Source organism: Pseudomonas nitroreducens (assembly GCF_010994165.1).
Taxonomy (GTDB): domain Bacteria; phylum Pseudomonadota; class Gammaproteobacteria; order Pseudomonadales; family Pseudomonadaceae; genus Pseudomonas; species Pseudomonas nitroreducens.
This window is the reverse complement of sequence record NZ_WMBX01000003.1, coordinates 887,348-912,990: the sequence shown is the minus strand read 5'-3', so window position 1 is coordinate 912,990 and position 25,643 is coordinate 887,348. Positions and strand designations below refer to the sequence as shown.

The 25,643-nt window shown below is 66.1% G+C and carries 26 protein-coding genes and 1 pseudogene; 9 read left to right on the top strand and 18 right to left on the bottom strand.

What is annotated here, in order from left to right; all coding sequences use genetic code 11:
- Positions 1–74 precede the first annotated feature (74 nt).
- The 7 genes from GJV37_RS17455 to GJV37_RS17425 form a co-directional block, all read right to left on the bottom strand.
- Positions 75–404: a Na+/H+ antiporter subunit G gene (locus GJV37_RS17455; RefSeq protein ID WP_170860051.1), complete on the bottom strand. Its 330-nt coding sequence runs from the start codon at positions 402–404 to the stop codon at positions 75–77.
- Positions 401–670, bottom strand: coding sequence for a K+/H+ antiporter subunit F (locus GJV37_RS17450; protein ID WP_037011922.1), 270 nt, complete (start codon positions 668–670; stop codon positions 401–403). The genes GJV37_RS17455 and GJV37_RS17450 overlap by 4 nt, the downstream gene beginning before the upstream one ends.
- Entirely contained in the window at positions 655–1,155 is a 501-nt protein-coding gene (locus GJV37_RS17445) for a Na+/H+ antiporter subunit E (RefSeq protein WP_037011924.1), read from the bottom strand. The genes GJV37_RS17450 and GJV37_RS17445 overlap by 16 nt, the downstream gene beginning before the upstream one ends.
- A complete protein-coding gene (locus GJV37_RS17440) occupies positions 1,152–2,648 on the bottom strand; it encodes a monovalent cation/H+ antiporter subunit D (RefSeq protein ID WP_169887258.1) in 1,497 nt (498 codons plus the stop codon). Before GJV37_RS17440 ends, GJV37_RS17445 begins: the two co-directional genes overlap by 4 nt.
- Complete coding sequence (locus tag GJV37_RS17435) at positions 2,645–2,977, bottom strand: Na+/H+ antiporter subunit C (protein WP_024765215.1); 333 nt, start codon at positions 2,975–2,977, stop codon at positions 2,645–2,647. Before GJV37_RS17435 ends, GJV37_RS17440 begins: the two co-directional genes overlap by 4 nt.
- Entirely contained in the window at positions 2,977–5,772 is a 2,796-nt protein-coding gene (locus tag GJV37_RS17430) for a monovalent cation/H+ antiporter subunit A (protein ID WP_170860053.1), read from the bottom strand. The genes GJV37_RS17435 and GJV37_RS17430 overlap by 1 nt, the downstream gene beginning before the upstream one ends.
- Before the next feature lie 256 nt (positions 5,773–6,028).
- Positions 6,029–6,493, bottom strand: a complete 465-nt coding sequence (locus GJV37_RS17425; RefSeq protein ID WP_024765217.1) for an outer membrane lipoprotein — start codon at positions 6,491–6,493, stop codon at positions 6,029–6,031.
- A 205-nt stretch (positions 6,494–6,698) separates the two neighbouring features.
- On the opposite strand from GJV37_RS17425, the gene GJV37_RS17420 reads away from it, so the two are divergent.
- Positions 6,699–6,935, top strand: a complete 237-nt coding sequence (locus tag GJV37_RS17420; RefSeq protein WP_037011935.1) for a hypothetical protein — start codon at positions 6,699–6,701, stop codon at positions 6,933–6,935.
- On the opposite strand, the gene GJV37_RS17415 is transcribed toward GJV37_RS17420, so the two are convergent.
- The 6 genes from GJV37_RS17415 to dinG form a co-directional block, all read right to left on the bottom strand.
- On the bottom strand, positions 6,920–8,059 hold the full coding sequence (locus tag GJV37_RS17415) for a glycerate kinase (protein ID WP_170860054.1): 1,140 nt from the start codon (positions 8,057–8,059) through the stop codon (positions 6,920–6,922). The genes GJV37_RS17420 and GJV37_RS17415 overlap by 16 nt on opposite strands.
- Before the next feature lie 203 nt (positions 8,060–8,262).
- Positions 8,263–8,910: a pyridoxamine 5'-phosphate oxidase gene (gene pdxH / locus GJV37_RS17410; protein WP_024765220.1), complete on the bottom strand. Its 648-nt coding sequence runs from the start codon at positions 8,908–8,910 to the stop codon at positions 8,263–8,265.
- A gap of 108 nt (positions 8,911–9,018) precedes the next feature.
- On the bottom strand, positions 9,019–9,819 hold the full coding sequence (locus GJV37_RS17405) for an OmpA family protein (protein WP_170860055.1): 801 nt from the start codon (positions 9,817–9,819) through the stop codon (positions 9,019–9,021).
- 245 nt (positions 9,820–10,064) lie between these two features.
- A complete protein-coding gene (locus GJV37_RS17400; RefSeq protein ID WP_170860056.1) occupies positions 10,065–11,210 on the bottom strand; it encodes a serine hydrolase domain-containing protein in 1,146 nt (381 codons plus the stop codon).
- 102 nt (positions 11,211–11,312) lie between these two features.
- A complete protein-coding gene (locus tag GJV37_RS17395) occupies positions 11,313–13,592 on the bottom strand; it encodes a beta-galactosidase (RefSeq protein WP_170860057.1) in 2,280 nt (759 codons plus the stop codon).
- A 79-nt stretch (positions 13,593–13,671) separates the two neighbouring features.
- A complete protein-coding gene (gene dinG, locus GJV37_RS17390; protein ID WP_024765223.1) occupies positions 13,672–15,816 on the bottom strand; it encodes an ATP-dependent DNA helicase DinG in 2,145 nt (714 codons plus the stop codon).
- Between the two features lie 122 nt (positions 15,817–15,938).
- Between dinG and GJV37_RS17385 the strand changes: the two genes are divergently transcribed.
- Positions 15,939–16,403, top strand: a complete 465-nt coding sequence (locus GJV37_RS17385) for a CopD family protein (RefSeq protein WP_024765224.1) — start codon at positions 15,939–15,941, stop codon at positions 16,401–16,403.
- 55 nt (positions 16,404–16,458) lie between these two features.
- On the opposite strand, the gene GJV37_RS17380 is transcribed toward GJV37_RS17385, so the two are convergent.
- The 3 genes from GJV37_RS17380 to GJV37_RS17370 form a co-directional block, all read right to left on the bottom strand.
- Positions 16,459–17,223 carry a hypothetical protein gene (locus GJV37_RS17380; protein ID WP_065085043.1) on the bottom strand — a complete coding sequence of 255 codons (765 nt, stop codon included), beginning with the start codon at positions 17,221–17,223 and terminating at the stop codon, positions 16,459–16,461.
- Complete coding sequence (locus GJV37_RS17375; RefSeq protein ID WP_024765225.1) at positions 17,216–17,518, bottom strand: DUF1145 domain-containing protein; 303 nt, start codon at positions 17,516–17,518, stop codon at positions 17,216–17,218. The genes GJV37_RS17380 and GJV37_RS17375 overlap by 8 nt, the downstream gene beginning before the upstream one ends.
- A 121-nt stretch (positions 17,519–17,639) precedes the next feature.
- Complete coding sequence (locus tag GJV37_RS17370; RefSeq protein WP_024765226.1) at positions 17,640–18,272, bottom strand: OmpA family protein; 633 nt, start codon at positions 18,270–18,272, stop codon at positions 17,640–17,642.
- Between the two features lie 141 nt (positions 18,273–18,413).
- Between GJV37_RS17370 and GJV37_RS17365 the strand changes: the two genes are divergently transcribed.
- The 3 genes from GJV37_RS17365 (at position 18,414) to GJV37_RS17355 (ending at position 20,128) form a co-directional block, all read left to right on the top strand.
- Positions 18,414–18,902 carry a DUF6231 family protein gene (locus GJV37_RS17365; RefSeq protein ID WP_170860058.1) on the top strand — a complete coding sequence of 163 codons (489 nt, stop codon included), beginning with the start codon at positions 18,414–18,416 and terminating at the stop codon, positions 18,900–18,902.
- Between the two features lie 2 nt (positions 18,903–18,904).
- Positions 18,905–19,378: a YchJ family protein gene (locus tag GJV37_RS17360; protein ID WP_081517733.1), complete on the top strand. Its 474-nt coding sequence runs from the start codon at positions 18,905–18,907 to the stop codon at positions 19,376–19,378.
- A gap of 123 nt (positions 19,379–19,501) precedes the next feature.
- On the top strand, positions 19,502–20,128 hold the full coding sequence (locus GJV37_RS17355) for a trimeric intracellular cation channel family protein (protein ID WP_024765229.1): 627 nt from the start codon (positions 19,502–19,504) through the stop codon (positions 20,126–20,128).
- On the opposite strand, the gene GJV37_RS17350 is transcribed toward GJV37_RS17355, so the two are convergent.
- Entirely contained in the window at positions 20,129–20,689 is a 561-nt protein-coding gene (locus tag GJV37_RS17350) for a hypothetical protein (RefSeq protein WP_054908834.1), read from the bottom strand.
- A 122-nt stretch (positions 20,690–20,811) separates the two neighbouring features.
- On the opposite strand from GJV37_RS17350, the gene GJV37_RS17345 reads away from it, so the two are divergent.
- From GJV37_RS17345 to GJV37_RS17330, 4 genes and pseudogenes are all read left to right on the top strand, one after another.
- Positions 20,812–21,297 carry an LEA/WHy family protein gene (locus GJV37_RS17345; protein ID WP_024765231.1) on the top strand — a complete coding sequence of 162 codons (486 nt, stop codon included), beginning with the start codon at positions 20,812–20,814 and terminating at the stop codon, positions 21,295–21,297.
- Positions 21,298–21,305: 8 nt separating this feature from the next.
- Positions 21,306–21,506 carry an SEC-C metal-binding domain-containing protein gene (locus GJV37_RS17340; protein WP_024765232.1) on the top strand — a complete coding sequence of 67 codons (201 nt, stop codon included), beginning with the start codon at positions 21,306–21,308 and terminating at the stop codon, positions 21,504–21,506.
- A 170-nt stretch (positions 21,507–21,676) separates the two neighbouring features.
- A complete protein-coding gene (locus tag GJV37_RS17335; protein ID WP_024765233.1) occupies positions 21,677–24,217 on the top strand; it encodes a penicillin acylase family protein in 2,541 nt (846 codons plus the stop codon).
- A 194-nt stretch (positions 24,218–24,411) separates the two neighbouring features.
- Positions 24,412–24,969 (top strand): annotated as a pseudogene (locus GJV37_RS17330) (AAA family ATPase).
- 42 nt (positions 24,970–25,011) lie between these two features.
- Here the strand turns inward: GJV37_RS17330 and dcd are convergent.
- A complete protein-coding gene (gene dcd / locus GJV37_RS17325; RefSeq protein WP_017521037.1) occupies positions 25,012–25,578 on the bottom strand; it encodes a dCTP deaminase in 567 nt (188 codons plus the stop codon).
- Positions 25,579–25,643 lie beyond the last annotated feature (65 nt).

Here is a 25,643-nt window from a genome sequence, read left to right as displayed (position 1 = left end):
GTTGCAGCCGACAGGTACAGAACGGAGGGGAAACTGTATGGGCCGACGTGCTCGCTTCTACAAGAGCCGGAAACTCACTCCCAAGGCTTGCCCTTGGTCCCCCGCTCCACCGGCACGCGCCGCTGCATCGCTGCCTTCGCCAACAGGTGCGCGCTCACCGGTGCGGTGATGAAGAGGAACACAGTGATCAGAATCTCGTGCAGGCTCACGCCCTCGCCGCGCGTACTGAAGTACAGCAGCGAGGCCAGCACCACGCCGCCCACGCCCAGGGTCGAGGCCTTGGTCGGCGCGTGCAGGCGCGTGTAGAAGTCCGGCAGGCGGTACAGGCCGATGGCGCCGAGCAGGGCGAACAGGCTGCCGGCCAGCAGCAGGAAACTGACCAGCGCCTCGATGATCACGTTCATTCGATGATGTCTCCGCGCAGGAGGAACTTGCACAGCGCCACGGTGCTGACGAAGCCCATCACCGCGATCAGCAGCGCCGCCTCGAAGTACAGGCCGCTGCCCTTCCAGATGCCGAATAGCACGATCAGCGCGATGGCCTCGATCGACAGCGTATCCAGCGCGAGGATGCGGTCCGCCACCGAAGGCCCGCGGATCAGCCGCGCCACGGTGAGCAGCACGGCGATGCCCAGCACTGCCAGGCAGATCGGGATCACGATGCCGAGCACGGGAACACCTCCTTCAGCGGCGCCTCGTAGCGCGCCTTGATGTCCGCCACCAGCGTCTGCGGATCGGGCACGTCGATGCCGTGGACCAGCAGCGTGCGGCGATCGGCGGACAGGTCGGCGGAACAGGTGCCAGGGGTCAGGGTGATGACGCTGGCGAGGATGCTGATGGCCAGATCGTCGGTCAGCTCCAGCGGGATTTCCACGAAACCCGGCCGTAGATTCGCCTTCGGCCCCAGCACCAGTTTCGCCACCTGCAGGTTGGCGACCACTATGTCGTAGAGCACAAGGCCGATGAAGCGCAGCAATAGCCCCGGCCGCTGGATGCGCGGTGCGGACAGCAGCAGGTTGCGGCACAGCAGTGGGATCGTCAGGCCGAGGAAGGCGCCGAGCAGCCAGTGGCCAAGGGAGAAATCATTGACCAGCAGTAGCCAGCTCAGCAGCAGTACGCCACTGAGCAGCGGGTGCGGAAGCAGCCGACGGCTCATGCGCCACCTCCCAGCAGGATCGCCTGGCGATAGAGCCCGGCGTCCAGTAACTGCGCCGCCGTGGCCTGTGCATAAGTGAGCAGGGGCCGTGCGGCCACCACCATCAGCGGCGCGCTGGCCAGCAGGCCGAAGGTCGCCAACAGCTTCACCGGCTCGCGCTCGGCGCTGCCCAGCACGGTATTCCCGGTGCGCCAGAACAGCGTGCTGCCGGCGCGGCTCAAGGCAACGATGGTCACCAGCCCACTGAGCAGGACCACGCTCCACAGCGCGACGGCCTCGCTGCCGCCGGTTACCGAGCGCAGCAGCATCAACTTGCCGAGGAAGCCCGACAGCGGCGGCAACCCGGCAACCGCGATGGCGCCGAAGAAGAACGCACCGCCCAGCAAATGCGGCTGCAGCAACGCCGGGCCTTGTACCAGCCGGCCGGCTTTGTCGCCACGCTGGCGGGCGATCAGGTCGGCCAGCAGGAACAGGCCACCGGCCACCCAGATGCTATGCAGCAAGTAATAAAGCGCGGCGGACAATGCTTCCGGCGTGCCCAGGGCAATGGCCGCCAGCAGCGTACCGGCCGATACCACGACCAGATACGACAGCATGGCTTGCAGCGTGGTCGCCGCGAGTGCACCCAGCGCACCGGCGACGATGCCGGCCAGGGCCAGCGGCCACAGCCACGCCTGCGCGAGATTCGCCAACTCGCCGGCCTGCTCGCCGAAGATCAGCGTGTACACCCGCAGGATCGAGTAGATGCCCACCTTGGTCATGATCGAGAACAGCGCCGCCACCGGCGCGGTGGCTTCGGCGTAGGCCCTGGGCAGCCAGAAATACAGCGGCAGCAGCGCGGCCTTGAGCCCGAACACCACCAGCAGCAACAGCGCCGCCGCGCGCACCAGCGGCGCCTGCTCGGCGCTCAGCTGCGCCACGCGCTCGGCCATGTGCGCCATGTTCAGGGTGCCGGTGATGCCGTAGAGCGTGCCCACGGCGATGAGGAAGAACGCCGAGCCGACGAGGTTGAGCACCACATAGTGCACACCCGCACGCACGCGCCCTGCCCCGCCGCCATGCAGTAACAGCGCGTAGGAAGCGATCAGCAGGATCTCGAAGAACACGAAGAGGTTGAACAGGTCACCGGTGAGGAACGCACCGTTCAACCCCAGCAACTGGAACTGGAACAGCGGGTGGAAACGCTTGCCGCGCTTGTCATCCCCGCGCAGCGCGTAGATCAGCGACAGGCTGGCGAGCAGCGCAGTGGCGGCAATCATCAGCGCACTGAGGCGGTCCAGCACCAGAATGATGCCGAACGGCGGCTGCCAGTTGCCCAGCGCGTAGAACTGCACCACGCCGCTGTCGGCCTGCTGCAGCAGCACGGCGGCAAGCGGCAGCAGCGTCAGCGTGGCGAGCAGCGACAGGCCGCGTTGCAGGCGCTCGCCGACCAGCAGCAGCGCACAGCCGGCGAACAGCGGCAGCAGGACGGGCAGGATCAGCCAGTGGTTCATCGGCCTTCCTCCCCGTCGCCGCCATCCACATGGTCGCCGCCGGTATCCGCCAGCCCGCGCAGGGCCAGCACGATGACAAAGGCCGTCATGGCGAAGCCAATGACGATGGCGGTCAGCACCAGCGCCTGGGGAATCGGATCGCCGGCGTTGGCGACCTTGCCGATCACCGCCGGGTCACCGGCAAGGCGGCCCATGGCGAAGAGGAACAGGTTCACTGCATAGGACAGCAGGGTCAGCCCCAACACGACAGGGAAGGTGCGTGCGCGCAGCAGCAGATAGACGCCGCTGGCGGTCAGCAACCCGAGGGCGATGGCGAACAGCGCTTCCATCAGTACGCCTCCTTGGTCAGCGGCTCCGGCGGCGCGGTGACCGAACCCAGCCCGGAAAGAATCAGCAGCGTCGCGCCGACCACAGTGAAGTACACGCCCAGGTCGAAGAGCATGGCGGTGGCCAGCTCGATCTCACCCACCAGCGGAATGTGGAAGTGGCCGAACGCCGAGGTGAGGAACGGGAAGCCGAAGAACCATGCGCCCAGCCCAGTCAGCCCGGCGATCAGCACGCCGAGGCCGGCGAGGCGTCCGTAGTCCAGCGGCAGGCGCGTGCTCACCCAGCGGCTGCCACAGGCGATGTACTGGAGAATGAGCGCGACCGAAGTGATCAACCCGGCAATGAAGCCGCCGCCCGGCAGGTTGTGCCCGCGCAGGAAGATGAACACCGAAACCAGCAGCGCCAGCGGCAGCAGCAGGCGCGACAGCGTGGCGAGGATCGGCGGGAAGCGATCCTTCGCCCAAGGACGGCCTTCGTCATCGCTCTCGCGGCGCAGCAGGCGAAGGCCGTCGAGCAGCGCGAAGATGCCGACGGCGGCAATGGCCAGCACGGTGATCTCGCCGAGGGTATCGAAGCCACGGAAGTCCACCAGGATCACGTTCACCACGTTGTGCCCGCCGCCACCCGAAACACTGTTTTCCAAGTAGTAGCCGGCAATGCTGTCGTACGGGCGAGTCAGCACGGCGTAGGTCAGCAGCGTGACCATCAGGCCGGCGCTCAGGGCGATCAGGAAATCGCGCAGGCGGCGCAGGCTGCTGGAAGTCTTCGGCGTGCGTGCCGGCAGGTAGTAGAGCGCCAGCATCAGCAGGACCATGGTCACCACTTCCACCGACAGTTGGGTCAGCGCCAGGTCCGGCGCGGCGAAGCGGGCGAAGGCCAGCGCCACCAGCAGACCGGCGATACTGAGAATGACCAGCGCGGTCAGGCGCTGGCGGTGGAACCAGACGGTGAGCGGCCCGGCGATGGCCAGCAGGATCAGGCCCAGGGCGGTGATGCCATCCAGCGGCGTCTGCGCACGGTTGCCTTCAATACCCGGCAGCGGCGCGAGGCCGGCAAAAACCACGACCACGGCGGCCAGCACCAGCAGCATCGAATAGCGCTGCAGCGAGCCGTTCTCCAGGTAGCCGGTGACCCGCGCGGCAAAGCGCACCACCCGCTGCACCTGTTGCTCGAACACCTGCTTGGCGTCCATCGTCGGCAGCCCGGCGTACCAGTCGAACAGCGGCTTGCGCAGCACATAGAGCAGCACGCCGCCGGCGGTGGCGACGAAGCTCATGGCCAGCGGCACATTGAAGCCGTGCCAGATCGCCAGGCTGTATTCGGGTAGCGCGCCGTTCAGGCTCGACGCGGCGGCGCCGGCCAGCAGCGGGCCGACGATGATGCCCGGCATGATCCCCACCAGCAGGCAGATCAGCACGAGGATTTCCACCGGCACCTTCATGTAGCGCGGCGGCTCGTGGGGGTGCGGGTTGGGCAGGTTGATCGGCTCGCCGTTGAAGAACACGTCGTGGATGAAACGCACCGAGTAGCTCACCGAGAACAGCGCGCCCAAGGTCGCCAGCGCCGGGATCAGCCAGTTGAAGCTGCCCATCATGTTCTGCGCCAGGGTCTCGCCGAAGAACATTTCCTTGCTGAGGAAGCCGTTGAGCAGCGGCACACCCGCCATCGAAGCCGACGCCACCATCGCCAGCACGGCGGTGTGCGGCATGTACTTCCACATGCCGTTGATGCGACGCATGTCGCGGCTGCCGGTCTCGTGGTCGATGATCCCGGCGGCCATGAAGAGCGAGGCCTTGAAGGTCGCGTGGTTGATGATGTGGAAGATCGCCGCGACGTTGGCCATGGGCGAATCCAGGCCGAACAACAGGGTGATCAGGCCCAGGTGACTGATGGTCGAGTAGGCCAGCAGGCCCTTGAGGTCGTTCTGGAACAGCGCGACGAACGCCCCCATCAGCAACGTCGCCAGGCCGGTGAGGCTGACCAGGTAGAACCACAGGTCATTGCCCGACAGCAGCGGGTACAGGCGCGCCAACAGGAACACGCCGGCTTTCACCATGGTCGCCGAGTGCAGGTAGGCGGAGACCGGCGTCGGCGCGGCCATCGCGTGGGGCAGCCAGAAATGGAATGGGAACTGCGCCGACTTGGTGAACACCCCCAGCAGCACCAGGCACAGCGCCAGCGGGAACAGCGGGCTGGCCTGCAGCACCTCGCGCGCGCCGAGCACGCTGCTCAACTCGAAGCTGCCGACCACGTGGCCGATCAGCAGGATGCCGGCCAACAGCGCGAGGCCACCGCCACCGGTCACCGCCAGCGCCATCCGCGCGCCCTTGCGCGCATCCGAGCGATGCCCCCAGAAGCCGATCAGCAGGAACGACGACAGGCTGGTCAGTTCCCAGAACACCAGCATCAACAGCAGGTTTTCGCTGAGCACCACGCCAAGCATGGCGCCCATGAACAGCAGCAGGAAGGCGAAGAAACGCCCGGCAGGCTCCTTCTCCGACAGGTAATAGCGGGCGTAGAGGACCACCAGCAGGCCAATACCGAGGATCAACAGGGCGAACAGGAAGCCCAGGCCATCCAGACGCAGGCTGAGGTTCAAGCCCAGCTCCGGCAACCACTCCGAGCGATAGACCCGAGGATCAGCGCCCAACACCCCGCGCTGGCTCAACAGCAGGGCCAACCCGGCGAGCGGCACCAGGCCGGTCGCGGCAGCACAGGCCGTTCGACCGAAACGCTCGGCCATCAGCGGCAGCAATACCCCGAAGAAAGGCAGCGCGATGATCAGCGCCAGAATCATGTCCTGCTCCTTCTCGCCAGCGGACGGCGTCCATACAAACGACCCCGCACCGCAGGGGCCGGCGTACGAAGGCCACGATTATCCATATCTATCGATTACGCGTCATGGATTGAATTATTACGAAAATTCAGCCCTGGTCGCGCCGGCAGCGCCCCAGGTCGACATTCCAATCCCCAAAACGATAGCGCGCGACAGTCGGAGCGACTGCCGCGCGCTGAGTTTCGATGGCCGCTACAGGTGGGCGGCCGGTAACCGGTCAGTGAGAGACGCGGCTGGTACCGTTGACGGTCAGGATGCGCACACGCTCGCCCACGCGGAACACGGCGCCTTCGTCGACCTGCTGGACGTAGGCGCGGGTGCTGCCGTCGTCTTCGCGAACGGTGATTTCCACGCCCTGGGTACGGGTCAGGCCTTCCTCGGTAGCCGCACCGAGGAGGCCGCCGGCCACGGCGCCAATGATGGCAGTGACATAGCTGCCCTTACCGCCACCGATGGCGCTGCCACCGATGCCGCCGACTGCAGCGCCGGCAACCGAGCCGATCGGTGTCTTGGTGCCTTCGATCTTCACGGGGCGCAGGGCCTGGATGGTACCCATTCGAACATTCTGCACGGTACGTGCTTCTTCACGGGTGTAGGTGTCGCCGGTCAAGCTGGACTGGCAACCACCGAGGGTCATGGCCAGGGCAGCGAAAGTCACGGCGATCAGGGCAGTTTTACGCATTGGGGAACCTCCGAGTAGGGCTACGACTATTAGACTCCGACGACAGCCCGCCTGTCACGCCAGGTCGTGAAACAGCTGATCTCGATTCAGCTTTCGTACAGTTTGTGCCATATCCGCCGAAATCGCCTGCCGTGGCTCAGTTTTTCCTGCAGGAGTATCGGTTAGGCTGGTGCCCGCAGAAGAAGCACCCGACCTGGATTCGCGCATGGACTACTTCATCATCGTCGCCACCACCGCCGCCGGCCTGTATTTCCACTGGTGGATCTACTGGCGCATCCGTCGCTGGATGGACCGCGACCTGGCACTGTCGCTGGCGGGCGATGATCCGCACAAACGCCACTACCTGCTCGAATGCCTGGCGGATGCCAAGCGCCAGAAAGTGAAACGTCGCGACCTCCCTGACTGGCTGCAGCGCGCCGCCGACGACTACCGCGCAGCCTGAGCCAGCGACCAGAAGCGTGCCAGCGCCTCGGCGCGGTTTTCCAGCTCCTGCGCCGCCCGTGCGCAGGCATCGGCCAGGGTGATGGGCCCCGGCGCCAGGCTGAACGCTGCCTCGATACCCGCCTCGCGCAATTCAGCCAACCCTTCGCCAACGCTACCCGCCAGTGCAATCACCGGCACGCCCGTGCGACGGGCGACATGCGCCACGCCCACTGGCGTCTTTCCATGCAGGCTCTGGCCATCCAGCCGCCCTTCCCCGGTAATGACCAACGACGCGCCGGCAAGCGCCGTGTCCAGTTCCGACAGCTCGGCGATCAGCTCGATGCCCGGGCGGAACCGCGCCTTGAGGAACGCCCGGCAGGCGAAGCCCAGACCGCCCGCGGCACCGACGCCGGGGAACAGGCTGTGATCCTGCCCGAGAGCCTGCGCCGCCACTTCGGCGAAGCGTTTCAGCGCGGCGTCCAGCTGCTGCACCTGCGCCGGGTTCGCGCCCTTCTGCGGTCCGAAGATGGCTGAGGCGCCATGCGGGCCGCAAAGGGGATTGTTCACATCAGCAGCGACTTCGACCTCGACCGCGCCCAGCCGCGGGTCGAGGTTCGACAGGTCGATACGCTGAAGTTGCGAGAGCTGCGCGCCGCCGGCGCCCAACTCCTTGCCCTGGTCATCGAGAAAACTCGCACCCAGCGCCTGCAGCAGACCCAGGCCGCCGTCATTGGTGGCACTGCCGCCCAGGCCGATGATGATCTTCTTCGCGCCGGCATTCAGCGCCGCGCGAATCAATTCGCCCGTGCCGCGGCTGGTGGTGCGGGTGGCATCGCGCAGGCTTTCGGGCACCCAGTGCAGGCCGCTGGCGGCAGCCATCTCGATCACCGCCGTGGCGTCTGCCAGGCAGCCCCAGTGGGCTTTCACCGGCTGCTCCAGCGGGCCACAGACCTCCAGCTCGCGACGTTCGCCCGGCCGCGCGGCCAGCACCGCATCCACCGTGCCTTCGCCGCCGTCGGCCATGGGCCGCAGCACGGTTTCGTCGTCGGGCCGGGCGCGCAGCCAGCCACGGGAAATGGCTTCGGCGACCTCAGGGGCGGAAAGGCTTTCCTTGAAGGAGTCGGGAGCGATGACGACTTTCATGGGACAGGTCCGTTGGGCGAGAGGATGGAGGGCATCCTACACCGCAGCACGGTTTTCCCGACGTGCGCAGGAGCGGACTTCGTCCGCGATTGTTCCGATTCAGGCCTGAAAGTCGATATGACCTGTAGGAGCGACATTGCTCGCGAACAACCCCAACGGTGAGGCAATTCGCGAGCCAGCTCGCTCCTACGAAGGGCAGAAGCTCAGGGAGCGAGACGTTCGCGCACCCAGGCGCCGTTCTCGACGCGGAAGTTGAGGCGATCGTGCAGGCGGCTCGGACGGCCCTGCCAGAACTCGATGCGGCTCGGCAGCAGGCGGAAGCCACCCCAGAAGTCCGGGCAGCTCGGTGCGCTGTCGGCGAAGCGCTGCTCCGTCTCGGCCAGCAATTGCTCCAGTTCGCCGCGGCCATCGATCACCCGGCTCTGCGGCGAGGCCCAGGCGCCCAGGCGGCTGCCCAGCGGGCGCACGCGGTAATAGGCGGCGGACTCTTCGGCGGAGACTTTCTCCACCCGTCCTTCAATGCGCACCTGGCGTTCCAGCGCCGGCCAGAAGAAGGTCATGGCCGCGCGCGGATTCTCCAGGAGCTGCTGCCCCTTGGCGCTTTCATAGTTGCTGAAGAAGGTGAAACCACGCTCGTCCAGACCCTTGAGCAGGAGCACGCGGCAATGCGGCTGGCCGTCGGCGTCCGCAGTGGCGAGCATCATCGCGTTGGGTTCGACCGGCAGTTGCTCGGTCTTCACCGCGTCTTCGAACCACTGGTTGAACAGGCTGAACGGTTCGGCGGGCGCCTGGGCCTCGGTCAGTCCATCACGGGTGTATTCGCGGCGCATATCGGCCAGGGTCTGAGCCATCGGAAATCTCCTGCAGAAGAAGTCCTTAAGCTTATCCAGAGTTGCGCCTTCGCGCTTGATCCACGACAAGCGTCATTCCAGACGGAATGACGCTTTGCGTGCGGCGGTTCAGTTGGCCTGGGCGAGCGCCAGCAGGCTGGTGCGCTGGGTCACCAGTACTTCGACGCGGCGGTTCAGCGCGCGGCCTTCGGCGCTGGCGTTGTCGGCGCGCGGCAGGCTGGAGCCGACGCCCTTCAGGCGCAGGCGATCGGCGCCCAGGCCACTGAGGCGGAAGATCGAGGAGACTGCCTGGGCACGTTGCAGGCTGACCTTGTCGTTGGTCGCCTTGTCGCCCGAGCTGTCGCTGTGGCCGAGCACCAGTACGCCGCTCTCCGGATCGTTCTGCAGCATCTTCGCCACGTTGCCCAGCGGCGCCAGGGTGATCGGCAGCAGCAGTTCAGGGCGCTTGGGATTGAAGGAGCCTTCCACCGGCGCGATCAGTACCAGGGCGTTTTCGCGGCGCTCGACGGTGAACTTGCTGCCCGCTACCGCTTCACGCAGGGACTTCTCGTGCTGGTCCAGCCACTCCTTGCTGACCTTGGTGTCCTGCGGCTTGGCGGCCTTCTCGGCGCCAGGCTTGCTGTCGCTCACACCGAATGGCCACCACCAGTGGCCACCGGGCTGCTGGCTGCCGGCATCGGCGACCTTGGCTGCCTCGACCGGTTTCTTCTGCGGTGTGGGCGCGGCCGCGCTCGCTTCCTCGTCGCCACCGAAGGGCCACCACCAGTGAGCGGTGCCCGGTTTGGCAGCGGCCACGGCGCTATCCGGCGCCTTGGCCTGGTCCTGGGACTGGAACTGGCTGCAGGCGGAAAGGCCGACACACAGCGCAAGGGTGGAGACTTTCAGCGAATTCGAGAACAGCAGGTTCATGGGAGCGATTCCACAAGTCGGAACATGAAGGGAGGCCAGGCGCCACCGGTAGGCGGTGGCACCCTGACTTCAGCAATCGGCTTAAGAGTTGTACATAACTTACTCAGTTGGAACGAGATTTTAATCTCGAACTGACGAGCGGCGCATGTTTGCATGCAGGGAACGCCGTCACGCACGCAAGCGCGACGGCAAAAGCGGACGACCTTAAGAAGGTGCGGCGGGAGGAAGGTTCCTCCCGCTCGTCGCTACAGGCAGTCGCCGGCGAGGTGCGCCAGGCGCTGGGCGCGTGGGTCCATCAGCACGTAGGGGCCAAGGGTGTTGACGACGAACCCGAAGGCCAGCTCACGCTCCGGGTCGGCGAAGCCGATGGAGCCACCGGCCCCCGGATGGCCGAAGGCCTGCGGGCCAAGGCCGTAGGTGGCGTTGACGACATTCGGCTGGTCAAGCATGCAACCAAGACCGAAGCGCGTACAGGTCAACAAAGTTCGATCCTCGCCGACGGCATGTTCGCGGGTGAGCTCGGCCAGCAGCGCTTCGTCCAGCAACTTGCCCTGCAGGAGGCCATCGTAGAAGCCCGCCAGCGAGCGCGCATTGCCATGGCCATTGGCCGCCGGCTGCGACATGCGCCGCCATTCCGGCTTGTTGGTGCTGGTGAGCACCGACGGCGGATTGGTGAAGGCGCGGGTGGAAAGTGCGGCGGCGTCGGTCATCATGGTCCGCAGCAGCCGTTGCGCCGCGGCGTCGCCCAGGTTGCCCTTGCCGCGGGCGATGTGCGCTACACGGTGGAATTCGGCGTCACCCAGGCCGATGTGGAAATCCAGCCCCAATGGCTTGGCCGTGCGCTCGACGATGGCGGCGCCCGGCTCGCGACCGTCGACACGGCGGATCACTTCGCCGATCAGCCAGCCGTAGGTGATGGGGGCATAGCCATGCTCGGCGCCGGGTGTCCACCAGGGCGTTTCGCCGGCGAGCGCGGCCGTCATGCTGTCCCAGTCGTACAGCGCCTCGGGCGCCAGCGGCTCGCGAATCGCCGGCAGGCCCGCGCGATGGCACAGGAGCTGGCGCACGGTAATGCCCTGCTTGCCGGCCTGGGCGAACTCCGGCCAGTAACGCGCCACTGGGGCATCCAGCTCCAGCCGGCCCTCACCCACCAGTTGCAGCGCGGCGACCGCGGCGAAGGTCTTGGTGCAGGAGAACAGGTTGAGCAGCGTATCGGCCTGCCAGTCCTGGCCCGGTTCCTTGCCCGCGCTGCCGGCCCAGAGATCGACCACGGTTTCGCCGCCGACCTGGATGCACAGCGCCGCACCGCGCTCCTGCGGGTCCTCGAACAGCGCGCTGAAAGCATCGGCAACGGGAGTGAAGCGCGGATCGCAGTGGCCGTTCAGGGTCATCTCAAACTCCGGAAATGAGCAGGGGTGGAGGCGCCATTCTTTCAGCGCGCTCCGCCCCTGGGAACCCTGCCGAAGGCAGGGTGCGGCTTCACGAATGACGAATCATTGCTCCGACGCCTGCTCCTCGTCATCGCTGTCGGCAGCCGGCACCGGCTTCGGTGCGGGATCCGGCGCCACCTTGGCGGCGGCGCGGGCCTGCTCGTCGATACCCTTGAGTGTCTGCTGGTTGGCCTTGCGCACGGCGTCGACGAAGCCGGTGAACGGCAGGTCGGTGATGCCGACCAGACCGATGTGGCCGTTCTCGCCATCGAGTAGGCGCCCGGTCACCGGCTGGTCGAGGTACTGGAACCAGTGCGCACCGACGATGTTCGGTTCCTTCGCCGCCTCGGCGAGGAAGCGCTGGTACGCCTCGCCACGCTGCTGCTCGTTGTATACCTCGGCGACACCGCCCCAGAACGGCCCGCGGTCACGGGAGCCGAAGTGGAACTCGGTGATCAGCACCGGCTTGTCCAGGCTGCGCACGTAGTTGGCGTCGAAGCCCTGCCGCGGTAGCGGTACGTAGAGGTTGAAGCTGAGGATGTCGCAGTACTGCGCGCAGGAGGCCAGCGCCTCCGGCGTGCTGACGGCGAAGCGCGGGCCGAGCAGCAGATGGTTCGGCGCATGCCATTGCAGCGAGTCCTTCAGGGTCTTGAAGTACTGGTCGGCATACAGGCGCAGGAAGGCGCTGTAGTCCTGGGCAATGGCCGGGTGCGCCTCGCTCGGAACCGGCGCCTGGTAGCCCGGCGCATCGAGGTCTTCCCAGGAACCCAGCTGCACACCCCAGGCCTCGGCAAGCTGTTCGTGATCCTCGTACTTGTCCTTGAGTTGCTTGATGAAGGCACGCTTGGCCGGGCTGTCGGTGGATAGCTTGAGCGTGCCGAAGGCCAGGGCGAAGTGCGCCTGGTCGTCGTCGCCTCGGCCGGCCCAGGCCAGTTCATTATCGGCGTAGTAGCCCAGCAGCCACGCATCCTCGCGATGGTCGCGGGCGGCAATGGCGATGGCGCGCTCGGCGGCCATGGCAAAGCGCGGGTCGAAGGGGTCGGGCATGGCGCCCCACCAGTCGTAGCCGGTGCTCACCGTGGCGTAATCGCCGCTGATGGACAGCGGCACGCTGTAGGGCATGCGTGGATCGTCGGCGAAGGCCGGATCGCTCCAGTCGCCCAGGGTATTGAAGCCCCAGGAACCCAGGCGCTGTACGGTGCGCTCGCGCCAGGCGGCTGCCGCGGCGTCGCCGGTCAGCCCACCATCGGCGCGGAAGCGGTTGGCGGCATAGAAATCGAACCAGCGCCCGTTGCCGAACGCACGGCCCTGCTGGGCGCCAACGCCGCTGCGGTCGTCGCGCTGGCCGTAGAAGGCGGCCAGCGGCTCGTCCTCCTTGGGCAGGCTGGCGAACATGTATTCGCGGCCTTCGACGTAGGTCTGGCTGCTGTCGGCATTCACCGCGTTGACGCCCACGGACCAGAACGAGTGCCCTTCGGGCGTCACCAGCCACCAGCGGCCATTGCGCTTTTCGGTGCGGAAGAAGCCGGTACCTTCGAAGGCCGGCCCATCCAGCAGTCCGCCAAAGGCATCGCGACCAGGCGCGGGCTTCCATTTGCTCAGCTGTTCGCCTTCGCCTTTCCAGGCGTTGGCCAGTTGCTCGGCACTCTTGACCTTTTCCGGCCACTCGCTGCGGGTGGACTGGCCGAAGCCATCGACGATGCCGGTGTACGCCTTGTGGTATTCGTCGTTGCCGGCGCGGGTGCCGAAGCGGCCGACGAGAATGTCCTGGGCCACCTTGGGCGAAGTCAGAAACAGCTTCACCGCACCGACCTGGCTGCGGTTCAGTTCGCCGGTGACCTTGCTCGCCAGCAGCAGGCGCTGGCCGTCCTGAGTGACAGGCATGGGCACGCCGGCGCGCATGCCGAAATCTTCCGGGGCGATGGCGTGCAGCGGGATCACCAGGGTCTGCGCCGGGCCCGGCGGCAGGGCGATGCTCGCGCGCAGGCCGGGGGCGCCGGCAACGCCTTCGATTTCCACCTCCAGGGTGATGGCCCATTCCATGGCGTTCTGGATGCGCAGGCTCATGCTGTCCGACTGCGACCAGTCCCAGCTGCCGCTGGACGGTGCCAGGCGCAGGGTCGGCTGCGGCGCAGGGTTGAAGTTCACCCGGCGCAGGATCTCGCCCTCGGGCGTGGCCTCGGCAGTGGAACTGGGCAGGTCGGCGTTCTGTGTGGTGATCGAGACCACAGCCATCGGCTTGACGAAGTTGAACAGGGTTTCATTGCCGCCAGCCGACCAGGCCGGGGCACTGGCGATGGCCAGGCTGAGCAGCAACGGCAGATGCCAACGCATCGAAGTCATGGATTCGAATCCTTGCAACACGCCCGCCGGACGGCGGGCGATCGTTTGACAGCCAGCGCGGGAACTCGCTCCCGCACACTCAAGCAATTTCGCGGCGGAACGGCGGCAATGCATTAAGAATGGCCTTGCCGTAGCGTTGCGTCACGACGCGACGGTCCAGCAGCGTAATGGTGCCGCGGTCCTGCTCGGTCCGCAGCAGCCGGCCGCAGGCCTGCACCAGACGCAGCGAGGCGTCGGGCACGGCGATCTCCATGAAGGGATTGCCGCCGCGCGCCTCGATCCATTCCGACAGCGCCGCTTCCACCGGATCGTCCGGCACGGCGAAGGGAATCTTGGCGATCACCACGTGCTCGCAATAGGCGCCGGGCAGGTCCACGCCCTCGGAGAAGCTGGCCAGGCCGAACAGCACGCTCGGCTCGCCATCGTCCACGCGGGAGCGGTGCTTGTTCAGGGTTTCCTGCTTGGACAGGTTGCCCTGGATCAGCACGCGCTTGCGCCAGTCGCGGTCCAGGCCGTCGAAGACTTCCTGCATCTGCTTGCGCGAGGAGAACAGGATCAGCGAACCACGCGAACCTTCGACTATCTCCGGCAACTCGCGAATGATCGCGCCGGTATGCGCGGCAGCATCGCGCGGGTCGGCCTTCAGGTCCGGCACGCGCAACACGCCAGCATCGGCGTGGTGGAACGGACTCGGCACCACGGCAGTGACCGCCGCGCGAGGCAGGCCGGCGCGCATGCGGTAGCGGTCGAAGGTACCCAGCGCGGTGAGGGTCGCGGAGGTCACCAGCACGCCGTAGGCCACATTCCACAGGTTGCGGCGCAGGGTCTCGGCGGCGAGGATCGGGCTGGCGTTGGCCTCGATGTCGTAGAAGGTGCCGCTCTCGGCGAGGGTCAGCCAGCGCGCCATGGGCGGGCTGTCTTCCGGGTCCTCGCTGGTGAAGGCGGTCCACAATTCCCAGTTGCCCTGGGCGCGGGACAGCAGGCTGCCGAACAGCGGGTACCACTCTTCTGCCTGGTGGCTGGCGATGCCGACGCTGCCCTCCCCGTCCATGGCCTCCTTGAGCAGCTCGGTCAGGCGGGTGAAGAGGTCGGTGAGCTTGGAGAAGCCCTTCTTCAGTTCGATGCCCATCTCGCGGATGTGCTCGGGGATCACCCCGCCTTCGAAACGATGGCGCGGTCGCTCGCGGCCTTCCATGTCCTCGCCGGCACGGAAGTCACCGACCTCTTCGCAGGCGGTGAACATGAACTGCTGGTGCGTGCGCAGCTCTCGGGCCAGTTCCGGCACCTGCTCGATCAGGCGGCCAAGGTCGCCCGGCAGCGGGTTCTGCGCCAGCAGCTTGGTCAGGTTCTTCTCCACCTGGCCCAGCCAGTCGGCGGTGGCGCGCAGGCGAGTGAAGTGGGCGAAGTGGCCGATGGCCTTATCCGGCAGGTGGTGGCCTTCGTCGAACACGTAAAGGGTGTCGCGCGGGTCCGGCAGAATCGCGCCGCCGCCCAACGCCAGATCGGCCAGCACCAGGTCATGGTTGGTGACGATCACGTCGACCTTGGTCATGCCTTCGCGCGCCTTGTAGAAGGCGCACTGCTGGAAGTTCGGGCAATGGCGGTTGGTGCACTGGCTGTGGTCGGTGGTCACCTGCGCCCACTGCGCGTCCTCGATGGCTTCGGGCCAGGAGTCGCGGTCGCCGTCCCAGCGGTTGCCAGCCAGGCGCTCGATCATCTGGTTGAACAGCTTGGTGGAGGTCTCGTCCACGTCGATGCGGAAGCCTTCCTCCTCGAACAGTTGGGCGGTGGCGCTCTGCGCCTGGCCTTCCTGCAGCAGGTGGTCGAGCTTGGACAGGCACATGTAGCGCCCGCGCCCCTTGGCCAGGGCGAAGCTGAACGACAGGCCGGAGTTGCGCAACAGGTCGGGCAGGTCCTTGTGGACGATCTGCTCCTGCAGGGCGACGGTGGCGGTGGCGACCACCAGGCGCTTGCCCGCGGCCTTGGCGCAGGCGATGGCGGCGAGGCTGTAGGCGACGGTCTTGCCGGTGCCGGTGCCGGCTTCCACGGCGACCACGGCGGCATCGCCCAGGCGATGGCCTTCCTCGTCGCTGGCGATGGTCCCCAGGACCTTGGCGACTTCGGCGATCATCAAGCGCTGGCCGTAGCGCGGCTTGAGTTCCTTGGCCTCGAGGAAGCGCGAGTAGGCGCCCTGGATCGTGGCCTTGAGTTCGGTGCTGAGCATGGACTTCCCGGGCTCCGGCAGCGCCCTGGTGGACACATCCGGATGCTGGATAAATTTTCAGTGGTTCGAATCGGCGGCTATGATAGCGCGCTCGACCACAACCGCCAGCGGAGATCGTCCGAATGACACCCTTTGCCTTCGTCTATGCCCTACACCTCCTGGCCGCCCTGGTCTGGGTTGGCGGCATGTTCTTCGCCTGGATGGTGCTGCGTCCGGCCGCCGTCGCCGCGCTGGAGGCACCGGCCCGGCTGAAGCTGTGGCTGGAGGTCTTCCCGCGCTTCTTCCGCTGGGTGTGGGCGGCGGTGATCCTGCTGCCGGTGACCGGCGTGGGCATGCTGCACCTGAGCTTCAACGGCATGGCCGGCGCGCCGCGCTACGTGCAGGTAATGATGGGGTTGTATGTCGCGATGCTCGCGCTGTTCCTGCGCATCCAGGCGCTGCAGTTGCCGGAACTGCGCCGCGCGGTGGGCGCCGAGGACTGGCCAGCCGGTGGTGCCGCGCTGGGCAAGATCCGCAAAACCGTGGGCCTGAACCTGCTGATCGGCATGGCGCTGGTGGCCTTCGTCGCAGCACGCCCGCACTGGTAAACAAAAGGCCCGCCTGGCTAGCCGGGCGGGCCTTCAGTTGAAACGAGCCAGGGGTTCAGAAGCGTTTCACGTCCAGGCGGCCTTCGCTGCCCTTCGCCCCTTCCGCACCGCCCTGGCCTTCCGCGCCGGGCTTCTCGCCCGCCACCGAATAGAACCAGCAGCCCTTCTCGCCGCTGCGCGGCCCGGCCTTGCCGGGCTTGCCGCCCGCACCGCCCGCACCGCCTTCCAGACGTACCTTGACCTTCTCGACGTCGAACTGCTCCGGCACTTCCAGGCGTACCACGCCGCCAGGTGCGCCGGTCTGGCCATCGGCGCCATCCTGCCCGTCACCGGCGGATTTGCCGCTGCCCCACAGGCAGCCGGAAGTCTGTGCGCTGCCGCCGTCCAGTCCGTCATAGCCCGGTGCGCCGACACCGCCGCGGACGTCGATCAGCAGGTTCTCCACCGCCACATCCTGCAGCCGCAGCAGCAGATTGCGGCCGCCGCTGGCGGGCTTCTCGAAGCTGCCGGAGCTACCTTGCGCGGCGATCACGCTACCGTCGGCGAGGTTGCCGTGCAGCACTTCGATCTGCAGCGCATCATTGCCAGGGAAAACGCCGATCCGCGCATTCTTCGCCAGGTCCAGCTCGCCGATCTTCAGCTCCTTGACCCGCGACGGGATCAGCAGCGCGCCCTCCGGGCCGACGCTGATACGGTCCAGGCTCAGGCTGTCGCCCTTCACCGGCAGACGCAGCACGGTGTTGGCTTCCACCGAGACGGTGCCGGCAGCCGAACAGGCCAACGGGGCGAACAGCGCCAGGCCCAGCAGCGACTTACGCATGGGTATCTCCTTCTACGTTTGCGGGTGCCGGTTGTGCCACTGCCGGCTGCGGCAGGGTCGCGAAATGAAAGACGCCGAACAGCAGGATCTGCAGGCGATCCATGCCCGGATGCGGGCGCCCCTGCAGACGCTTGCGCAGCGCCAGGACTTCGAGGATGTGGATCAGCAGGATCAGCGCGCCGGCCGCATTGAGCAGCAGGGCGAAGGGATGTGCGAAGGGTTGGATCAGGTTGGCCAGCACCGCCAGCCAGAACAACAGGGCAATCAGCTTGCCCAGCCCCAACAACGCTTTCATGAAATGCCCCCGGTTTTTTCTTTGCCGGGGAACATACGCCTCTGCTCCCGGCTATGCCAGTGGCAACCGGGAATGACAAAGGGGGCCACCAGGCCCCCTTTGCGGACTACATCACAGCGACTTACTGACGCGTGATCTTGATCTCCACGCGACGGTTCTCGGCGCGGCCTTCTTTGGTCTTGTTGTCCGCGACCGGCTGGCTCTCGCCATAACCGACCACCGACTTGATGCTGCTGGCAGGCACGCCGGCATCGACCAGGTAGTTGGACACGGCGTTGGCGCGGCGCTCGGACAGTTTCTGGTTGTAGGCGTCGGTACCGATGCTGTCGGTATGGCCGCCGATGTTCAGCTCGGTGCTCGCGGCCTCGCCTTTCAGGCGGGTAGCGATGGTGTCGAGCTTGTCCTTGTCCTGCGCATCGATCTTCGACGAGTCGAAGGCGAAGTGCAGGTCACGCACCACGATGGTCTCTTCCTTGGGCAGCGGAGCCGGAGCAGGCTCAGGAGCCGGCGCAGGCGGCGGGACCTCGGCCACTTGTTCGGCGGCGCCATGTACCCAGCAGTAGGACGCACCCAGCACGCCACCGATCAGGGCTCCCCAACCGGCCCAGGCGCTGCTTTCGATGGAACCCAGACCTGCGCCACCGACACCGCCAACCACGGCGCAAGTCGGCCAATCGGACTTCTGCAGCCCTGCGCAACCGGTGAGCAACGTGCTTACCAGCAGCAGGGGTAAAGCGGTCCTTGTGATGCTCATAAAGTAATGTCTCCTCTAATGATCGGGTCTTGACCGACAATTACCGAGTAAAGACGTGACTGACAGAATGCGCCAGCACTAGGCCATATGGGTGTCACACGCTAGTCTTCGTTCATTATTTTTTGCCTTTTGACGAGCCCGATGATTTCGACACGCACGCCGCAACAAGCCCTCGCCGCCCTGCTCGACCGCTACGCGCCACAGCGCTTGCTGCTGGTGGGCGCCAGCCAGATACCGGCCGTGGATGCCTTCCTCGCGGCGCATCCGGATTGCGAGCTGTTCCACGCCGATGCCGGCGCATTGCCAGCGGAGCTGGCCGCTCAGCGCTACGACCTGGCGCTGCTGGCCGACTGCCTGGAGCACTTGCCGCGCCGCGAGGCACAGCAACTGGTGGGCGGTATCCGCAACCTCAACAGCAGCCGCGTGGCCGTACTGGTCGACCTCGACGCCGCCCAGGCGCAGGATGCGGACTTCTATGCCCTGGCCATGCAGGCCAGCGAGCGCTTCCAGCGCGACGCCCAGGTGATCACCCTGTTCACCTACGATCTGCGCGAATACAAACAGGTCCCGGACTGGCTAAACGCGAAGTTCTGGGCCAACCCGGAAAATTTCGGCAAGTACTGGTGGTGACCATGATCGAACCGACCTGCCCCTGCGGCAGCGGCCGCCCGTTACCCGACTGCTGCGGGCGCTTCCACGCCGGCGTCGCCGCGCCCACCGCCGAGGCACTGATGCGCTCGCGCTACAGCGCCTACGCGCTGGGCCTGGTGGACTACCTGCGCGACACCACGCTACCGGCCCAGCAACAGGGCCTGGACCTGGACGCCATCCGCACCTGGAGCCTGGGCAGCACCTGGCTGGGTTTGGAAGTGGTCAGCCATGAAGTGCTCGGCGGCCAGCCGGAACACGCACGGGTGACCTTCATCGCGCGCTGGCACGATGCCGGCGGCGAACACAGCCACCGCGAATGTTCGGGATTCGTCCAGCGCGATGGCCGCTGGTACTTCCTCGACCCCACCGTGCCGATGAAGCTGGGGCGCAACGATCCGTGCCCCTGCGGCGCGGGCGGCAAGCTGAAGAAGTGCTGCGGGCCTTGGATTGAGTAGGACAGGATCGAGTAAGGCGCGAACTCGCACCACTTGGGGGCAATCAGTGACTCGGCTAGAATCCGCGCTTTTTTCCGGGGCGGCGGTGATTCGCCGCGCCGGCTACTCCTGCCGGACCTCGCCATGCTGCTGACCGTTCTCTACATCATCGCCATCACCGCCGAAGCCATGACCGGCGCTCTGTCCGCCGGCCGGCGCAGCATGGACCTGTTCGGCGTGGTGCTGGTCGCCTGCGTCACCGCCCTGGGCGGCGGCTCGGTGCGCGACATGCTGCTGGGCCACTACCCGCTGACCTGGGTGCGCCACCCGGAGTACCTGGCGCTCACCGCTGGTGCCGCACTGGTCACCGTGTTCATCGCCCCGCTGATGCGCCACCTGCGCTCGATGTTCCTCGCGCTCGACGCCGTGGGCCTGGTGGCCTTCACCCTGATCGGTTGCCAGGTCAGCCTGGAGATGGGCCACAGCCTGCTGATCGCTGCCGTGAGCGGGGTGATCACCGGGGTGTTCGGCGGCATCCTGCGGGATATCTTCTGCAACGACGTGCCGCTGATCTTCCGCCGCGAACTGTACGCCAGCGTGTCCTTCGCCAGCGCCTGGTGCTACCTGATCTGCCTGCAGATCGACCTGCCCAAGGAGCAGGCCATGCTGATCACCCTGTTCGCCGGCTTCCTGTTCCGCATGCTGGCGATCCGTTTCCGCTGGGAAATGCCCAAATTCGTCTACAAGGACGACCCGCACCAGGGCGACTGATCAGTCCTGCAGCTTGAGGTGGCTGGTATCCGGCGCAGGCCCTGCCGGCGCGGGCTTGGCCTGGCCCATGTCGCTGCCCACGGGGGCAACGCTGAACTGGCTGAGGTCCACGCGCGGCGCGGCGGCCTCGGGTTTCTCGTCCTGCAGGTCGGCGCCTACCGGGGCGAGGCCGAAATCCGGCGCCTCCACATCGGCGAAAGCGGCCATGTACTCGTCGCGCGGCGCTACTTTCAGGCGTCCCTGCGCTCCGGAGGCAGGTGCTGCCGGCTGTACTGCGGTGCCGACCGGCTCGGCCGGCGGCGGTGGAGCCAGCTCGATCTCCTCGATCTGCGCGTCCATATCGACCACTTCGACGACAGCGCCGGCGCGTTCGATCACGCTGCGGTACTTTTCCGCCGCCTCGGCGTCGAGGTTGTTCTTGATCACCATGCGGCGGCCGGAGAACAGCAATTCGATGCGCTGGGCGTCGGCCTGGAACAGCCTGGCCAGGTTGGCTTTCACCGTATCGAGCTGTGCACCCGGGATAGTCTGTCCCGAGAACGCGATTTCATAACGGCTCATCTTCACTCTCCTGTGTTAACCCGCCGGTTACATTCGGCCAGTATGGTGCAGCTTCTTTTAACGTAACAACAACTTGCGGCCGAGCAGGTGCTTGGTACACTGGGGCGTCTTGAGGGGTAGACATGAATTATCAGGCGCAAATGATAAGAATTCTCAGCCTGTGCTGGCTGTTCAGCCTTGTTTCGGGCTGCGGCTGGATGACAGGTAATTTCGAGCAACCCGACGTGAAGCTGCAGAAAGTCGACGTCGTGAAAGCTCGCTTGCTGGAGCAGGAATTCGTCCTGCATTTCCGCATCGACAACCCGAACGATTTCAGCCTTCCGGTCCGTGGCCTGGCCTACAAGGTCAAGCTGAACGATATCGACCTGGCCGAAGGCGAGTCGAATAACTGGTTCACAGTGCCAGCCAACGGCCACGAAACCTTCGAAGTACCGGTGACCACCAACCTGTGGCGGCACATGAAGTACATCGTCAAGCTGCTGGAAGACCCGGACAAGCCCATCCGCTACCGCCTCGACGGCGAAGTGAAGACCGGCCTGCTGTTCGGACAGAGCGTGCACATCGCACGCAATGGCGAGATAATTCCCGGCGATTTCATCCCCGAGTGAGCGTCACCATGAGCCAGGAACCCCACGTACACGGTCCGAACTGCAACCACGACCACGATCATGACCACCACCATGACCATGGCCACGTGCACGGCCCGCACTGCAACCACAGCCACGAGCCTGCGCGTAACCCGCTCAAGGACGTGGGCCGCAACGATCCGTGCCCCTGCGGCAGCGGCAGCAAGTACAAGAAGTGCCACGGCGCCTGACCCAGGTTTCCAGCACTGCCCCGAAGGCCCGCCGAGCGCGGGCCTTCTGCTGTCTGGCCCAGCTATTCGTCGGCTGCTGAAAATCCCGCCCCGCGCGGCTTGCACAGCTATCCTCGGCTCACTAACGTAGCGCCTTTTCCGCGACCCTCTTTGTGCAGGAGCACATCCCCATGGCCCCGCGTGCCTTCCGCCGGCTTCCCAGCTTCGGCCTTGCCGCCACCGTCACTGCCGCTGTCAGCCTTACCGGCTGCCAGGGCTGGCTGAATGACCGCTATTCCGACAGCCTGCCGCCCAGCTACGGCGTGCAGCCGATCAAGGGCCTGGCCGACAACGTGTCGATCCGCCGCAACAGCCTGGGCATGCCGCTGATCGAGACCAGCACCTTCCACGACGCGCTGTTCACCCTCGGTTATGTGCACGCCAGCGACCGCATCAGCCAGATGGTCGGCCTGCGCCTGATGGCCCAGGGTCGCCTGTCGGAAATGGTCGGCCCCGGCGCCCTGGAAACCGACCGATTCATGCGCACGGTGAACCTGAAGAAGGCCGCGGACGCCCTCTACGCCGGCGCCTCACCGCGCCTCAAGCGTTTCTTCGAGACCTACGCGCGCGGCGTCAACGCCTACCTGTACCGCTACCGCGACAAGCTGCCGATGGACCTCGCCGAGTCCGGCTACCGCCCCGAGTACTGGAAGCCGGAAGATTCCGCACTGGTCTTCAGCCTGCTGAACTTCGGCCTGGCGGTGAACCTGCAGGAGGAAATCGCCTCCCTGGTACTGGCGCAGAAAGTCGGCGCCGACAAGCTGCCCTGGCTGACGCCGATCTACCCGGACGAAGCGCTACCGTTCGAGGAAGCGGACAAACTCAAGGGCCTGCGCCTGGACGGCAGGATCGCCGGCCTCGACGCCCTGGATCGTGCGGCAGGCCAGGTCGCCGCCCTGCAGATGATGGGCGTCGCCGCCTCCAACAACTGGGCCATCGCCCCGCAGCGCACGCGCAGCGGCAAGAGCATCCTGGCCAACGACACCCACCTGCCGCTGTCCATGCCCTCAGTGTGGAACTACGTGCAGATCCGCTCGCCGAAATACAACGCCGCGGGCGTCTCCATCGCCGGCGTACCGGGCGTGGTCGCCGGTTTCAACGGCAAGCTGGCCTGGGGCATGACCATGGTCATGGGCGACAATCAGGACCTTTTCCTTGAGCAGGTGAAGCGCCAGGGCGGCAAGCTCTACTACCTCGCCGATGGCCAGTGGAAACCGGCCATCGAGCGCAATGAAACCTTCTTCATCAAGGGCCAGAGCCCGGTCCGCGAAGTCATCTACGAGACTCGCCACGGCCCGCTGCTCAACAGCGCGCTGGGCGAGCGCAAGCACGACCTGCAACCGCTGCCGCTGTCCAGCGGCTACGGCATCGCCTACCAGAGCATCCAGGGCGAGACCGACCGCACCCTCGACGCCTTCTTCGACCTGTCCCGCGCGAAGAACGTCGAGCAGGCCTTCGACGCCACCCGCGACGTGCGCGCCATGGCGCTGAACATCGTGTTCGCCGACGAGAAGCACATCGGCTGGCAGGTCACCGGGCGCTTCCCCAACCGCAAGGAAGGCCGCGGCCTGCTGCCTTCGCCCGGCTGGGACGGCCGCTATGACTGGGACGGCTACGCCGATCCGATCCTCCACCCGTCCGACCAGGACCCGCAGCAGGGCTGGCTGGGCACCGCCAACCACCGCAGCGTGCAGCCAGGCTACGGCGCGCAGCTGTCCAGTTCCTGGTACTACCCGGAGCGCTATGAGCGCATCGCCCAACTCGCCGGCGGCAGCAAGAGCCACGACTACCGCAGCATGATCGCCATGCAGTACGACCAGACCACGCCCTTTGCCGGCAAGCTGCAGGCCATGTTCGATGCACCGGGCATGGCGCAGCCGCTGAAGAAAGCCATCGACGCCCTGCCCGCCGACCAGCGCGCCCGCGCCCGCGAAGCGCTGGACCGGATCATGGCGTTCGACGGCAAGCTCTCGGCTACCTCCGGCGACGCCGCCCTGTACGAAGCCTTCCTGCAGGAGAGCAGCAAGCAGATCTTCCTCGATGAACTGGGCCCGGAGGACAGCCCGTCCTGGAAAGCCTTCGTCGAGACCGCCAACCTCTCCTACTCGGCCCAGGCCGACCACCTGCTGGGCCGTGACGACAGCCCGTTCTGGGATGACACCCGCACCCCGCAGAAGGAAGACAAACCGACCATCCTCGCCCGCAGCCTGGCCGCCGCCACCGCCTTCTGCGAACAGAAGCTGGGCAGCGACCGCCGTACCTGGCAGTGGGGCAAGCTGCACACCTACGAGTGGGTCAGCGACAGCACCAAGATGGCGCCCAACCTCAGTGCCGGCGAGCGCGCCAGCCTCGGCGCGATCAAGGGCTACCTGGACCGCGGCCCCTACCCGGCCGGCGGCGACCACAGCACGCTGAACGTCTCGGCCTACCACTGGGGCCAGGACTTCAACACCTGGCTGATCCCGGCCATGCGCATCGTCGTCGATTTCGGCCAGAGCGAACCGATGATCGGGCTCAACAGCAGTGGCCAGTCCGGCAACCCGGCCAGCCCGCACTACGCAGACGGTATCGACGCCTGGCTGAAGGGCAACTACATGAGCTTCCCCTTCCAGTCGCAGAACCTTGAGAAGGTCTACGGCGTGAAGCGCCTGACGCTGGTGCCGGAGAAGTGATGATCTGAAAAATTTTTCCGGGGCCGGGAACTTCGCTTCCGCCCCGGAATCAGAATTGTCGACTTACTCCATGATCATATTCAGGCACCCCTTGGGTGCCTTTCTTTTTTCCCGCCTCCTCTCCGCTGCATTTCTTACCTGCAAGACCTTCTCCGGCTGGTACTCCCCTGCATCCTTTCCCAGGAGTCGTCGCCATGTCCGAATCCCTCATCGTCATCACCGGCGGCCCTGGCGCCGGCAAGAGCACACTGCTCGATCACCTGCACCGCCATTACGGCCTGAACATCGTCGAGGAAGGCGGCCGCGCCATCATCCGCGAGCAACTGGTCCGTGGTGGCGATGCATTGCCGTGGGCAAACCGGGGTGCCTTCTGCCGGGAAATGTTCGAGCACGCGCTGACGACTCGTGCGCAGGCGCTCGATGGCGGTGGTTTGTGGCTGTTCGATCGCGGCCTGCCGGATGTGCTGGGATATGCGAGGCTCTGCGGCATACCGGTTCCGGAAGAACTGCAAATCGCCGCACGGAAACTACGCTAGGGGCCGACCGTATTCCTGGCGCCCGCGTGGGAAGCCATCTACCGCAACGATGCCGAACGCCGGCAGGACTTTGCCGAAGCGCAGCGAACGGCGGCGGTGATGGCTGAAGCATACGAAGAGCTGGGCTATCGAGTGCTGGAACTGCCCCTGTGCAGCCTGCAGAAACGTGCGGAATTCGTCCTGGCCCACTGCCCTAAAGGTTCTTCGTTCCAATAAAAAACCGGGCCAAGGCCCGGTTCTTCGTGCAGCACAGGGCCATCAGGCCTTGGGCAGGGTAACGCCGGTCTGGCCCTGGTACTTGCCGCCGCGATCGCGGTAGGAGACTTCGCAGGCTTCGTCCGACTGCAGGAACAGCATCTGCGCCACGCCTTCGTGGGCGTAAATCTTCGCCGGCAGGTTGGTGGTGTTGGAGAATTCCAGGGTCACGTGGCCTTCCCACTCCGGTTCCAGCGGGGTCACGTTGACGATGATGCCGCAGCGCGCATAGGTGCTCTTGCCCAGGCAGATGGTCAGCACGTCGCGCGGGATGCGGAAGTACTCGACGGTGCGGGCCAGGGCGAAGGAGTTCGGCGGGATGATGCAGACGTCGCTGTTGATGTCCACGAAACTCTTCTCGTCGAAGTTCTTCGGGTCGACCACCGCCGAGTGGATGTTGGTGAACACCTTGAATTCTGCGGCGCAGCGCACGTCGTAGCCATAGCTGGAAACGCCGTAGGAAATCACCCGGCTATCATCGGCACCGCGAATCTGGCGCTCGACGAACGGCTCGATCATGCCGTGCTCCTGAGCCATGCGGCGAATCCACTTGTCCGATTTGATGCTCATGGCGGGTGTCCTGTGCGGCGGTTGAAAAAGAAGGCGAATCTTACCGGCAGGCGCGCCAGCCGGCA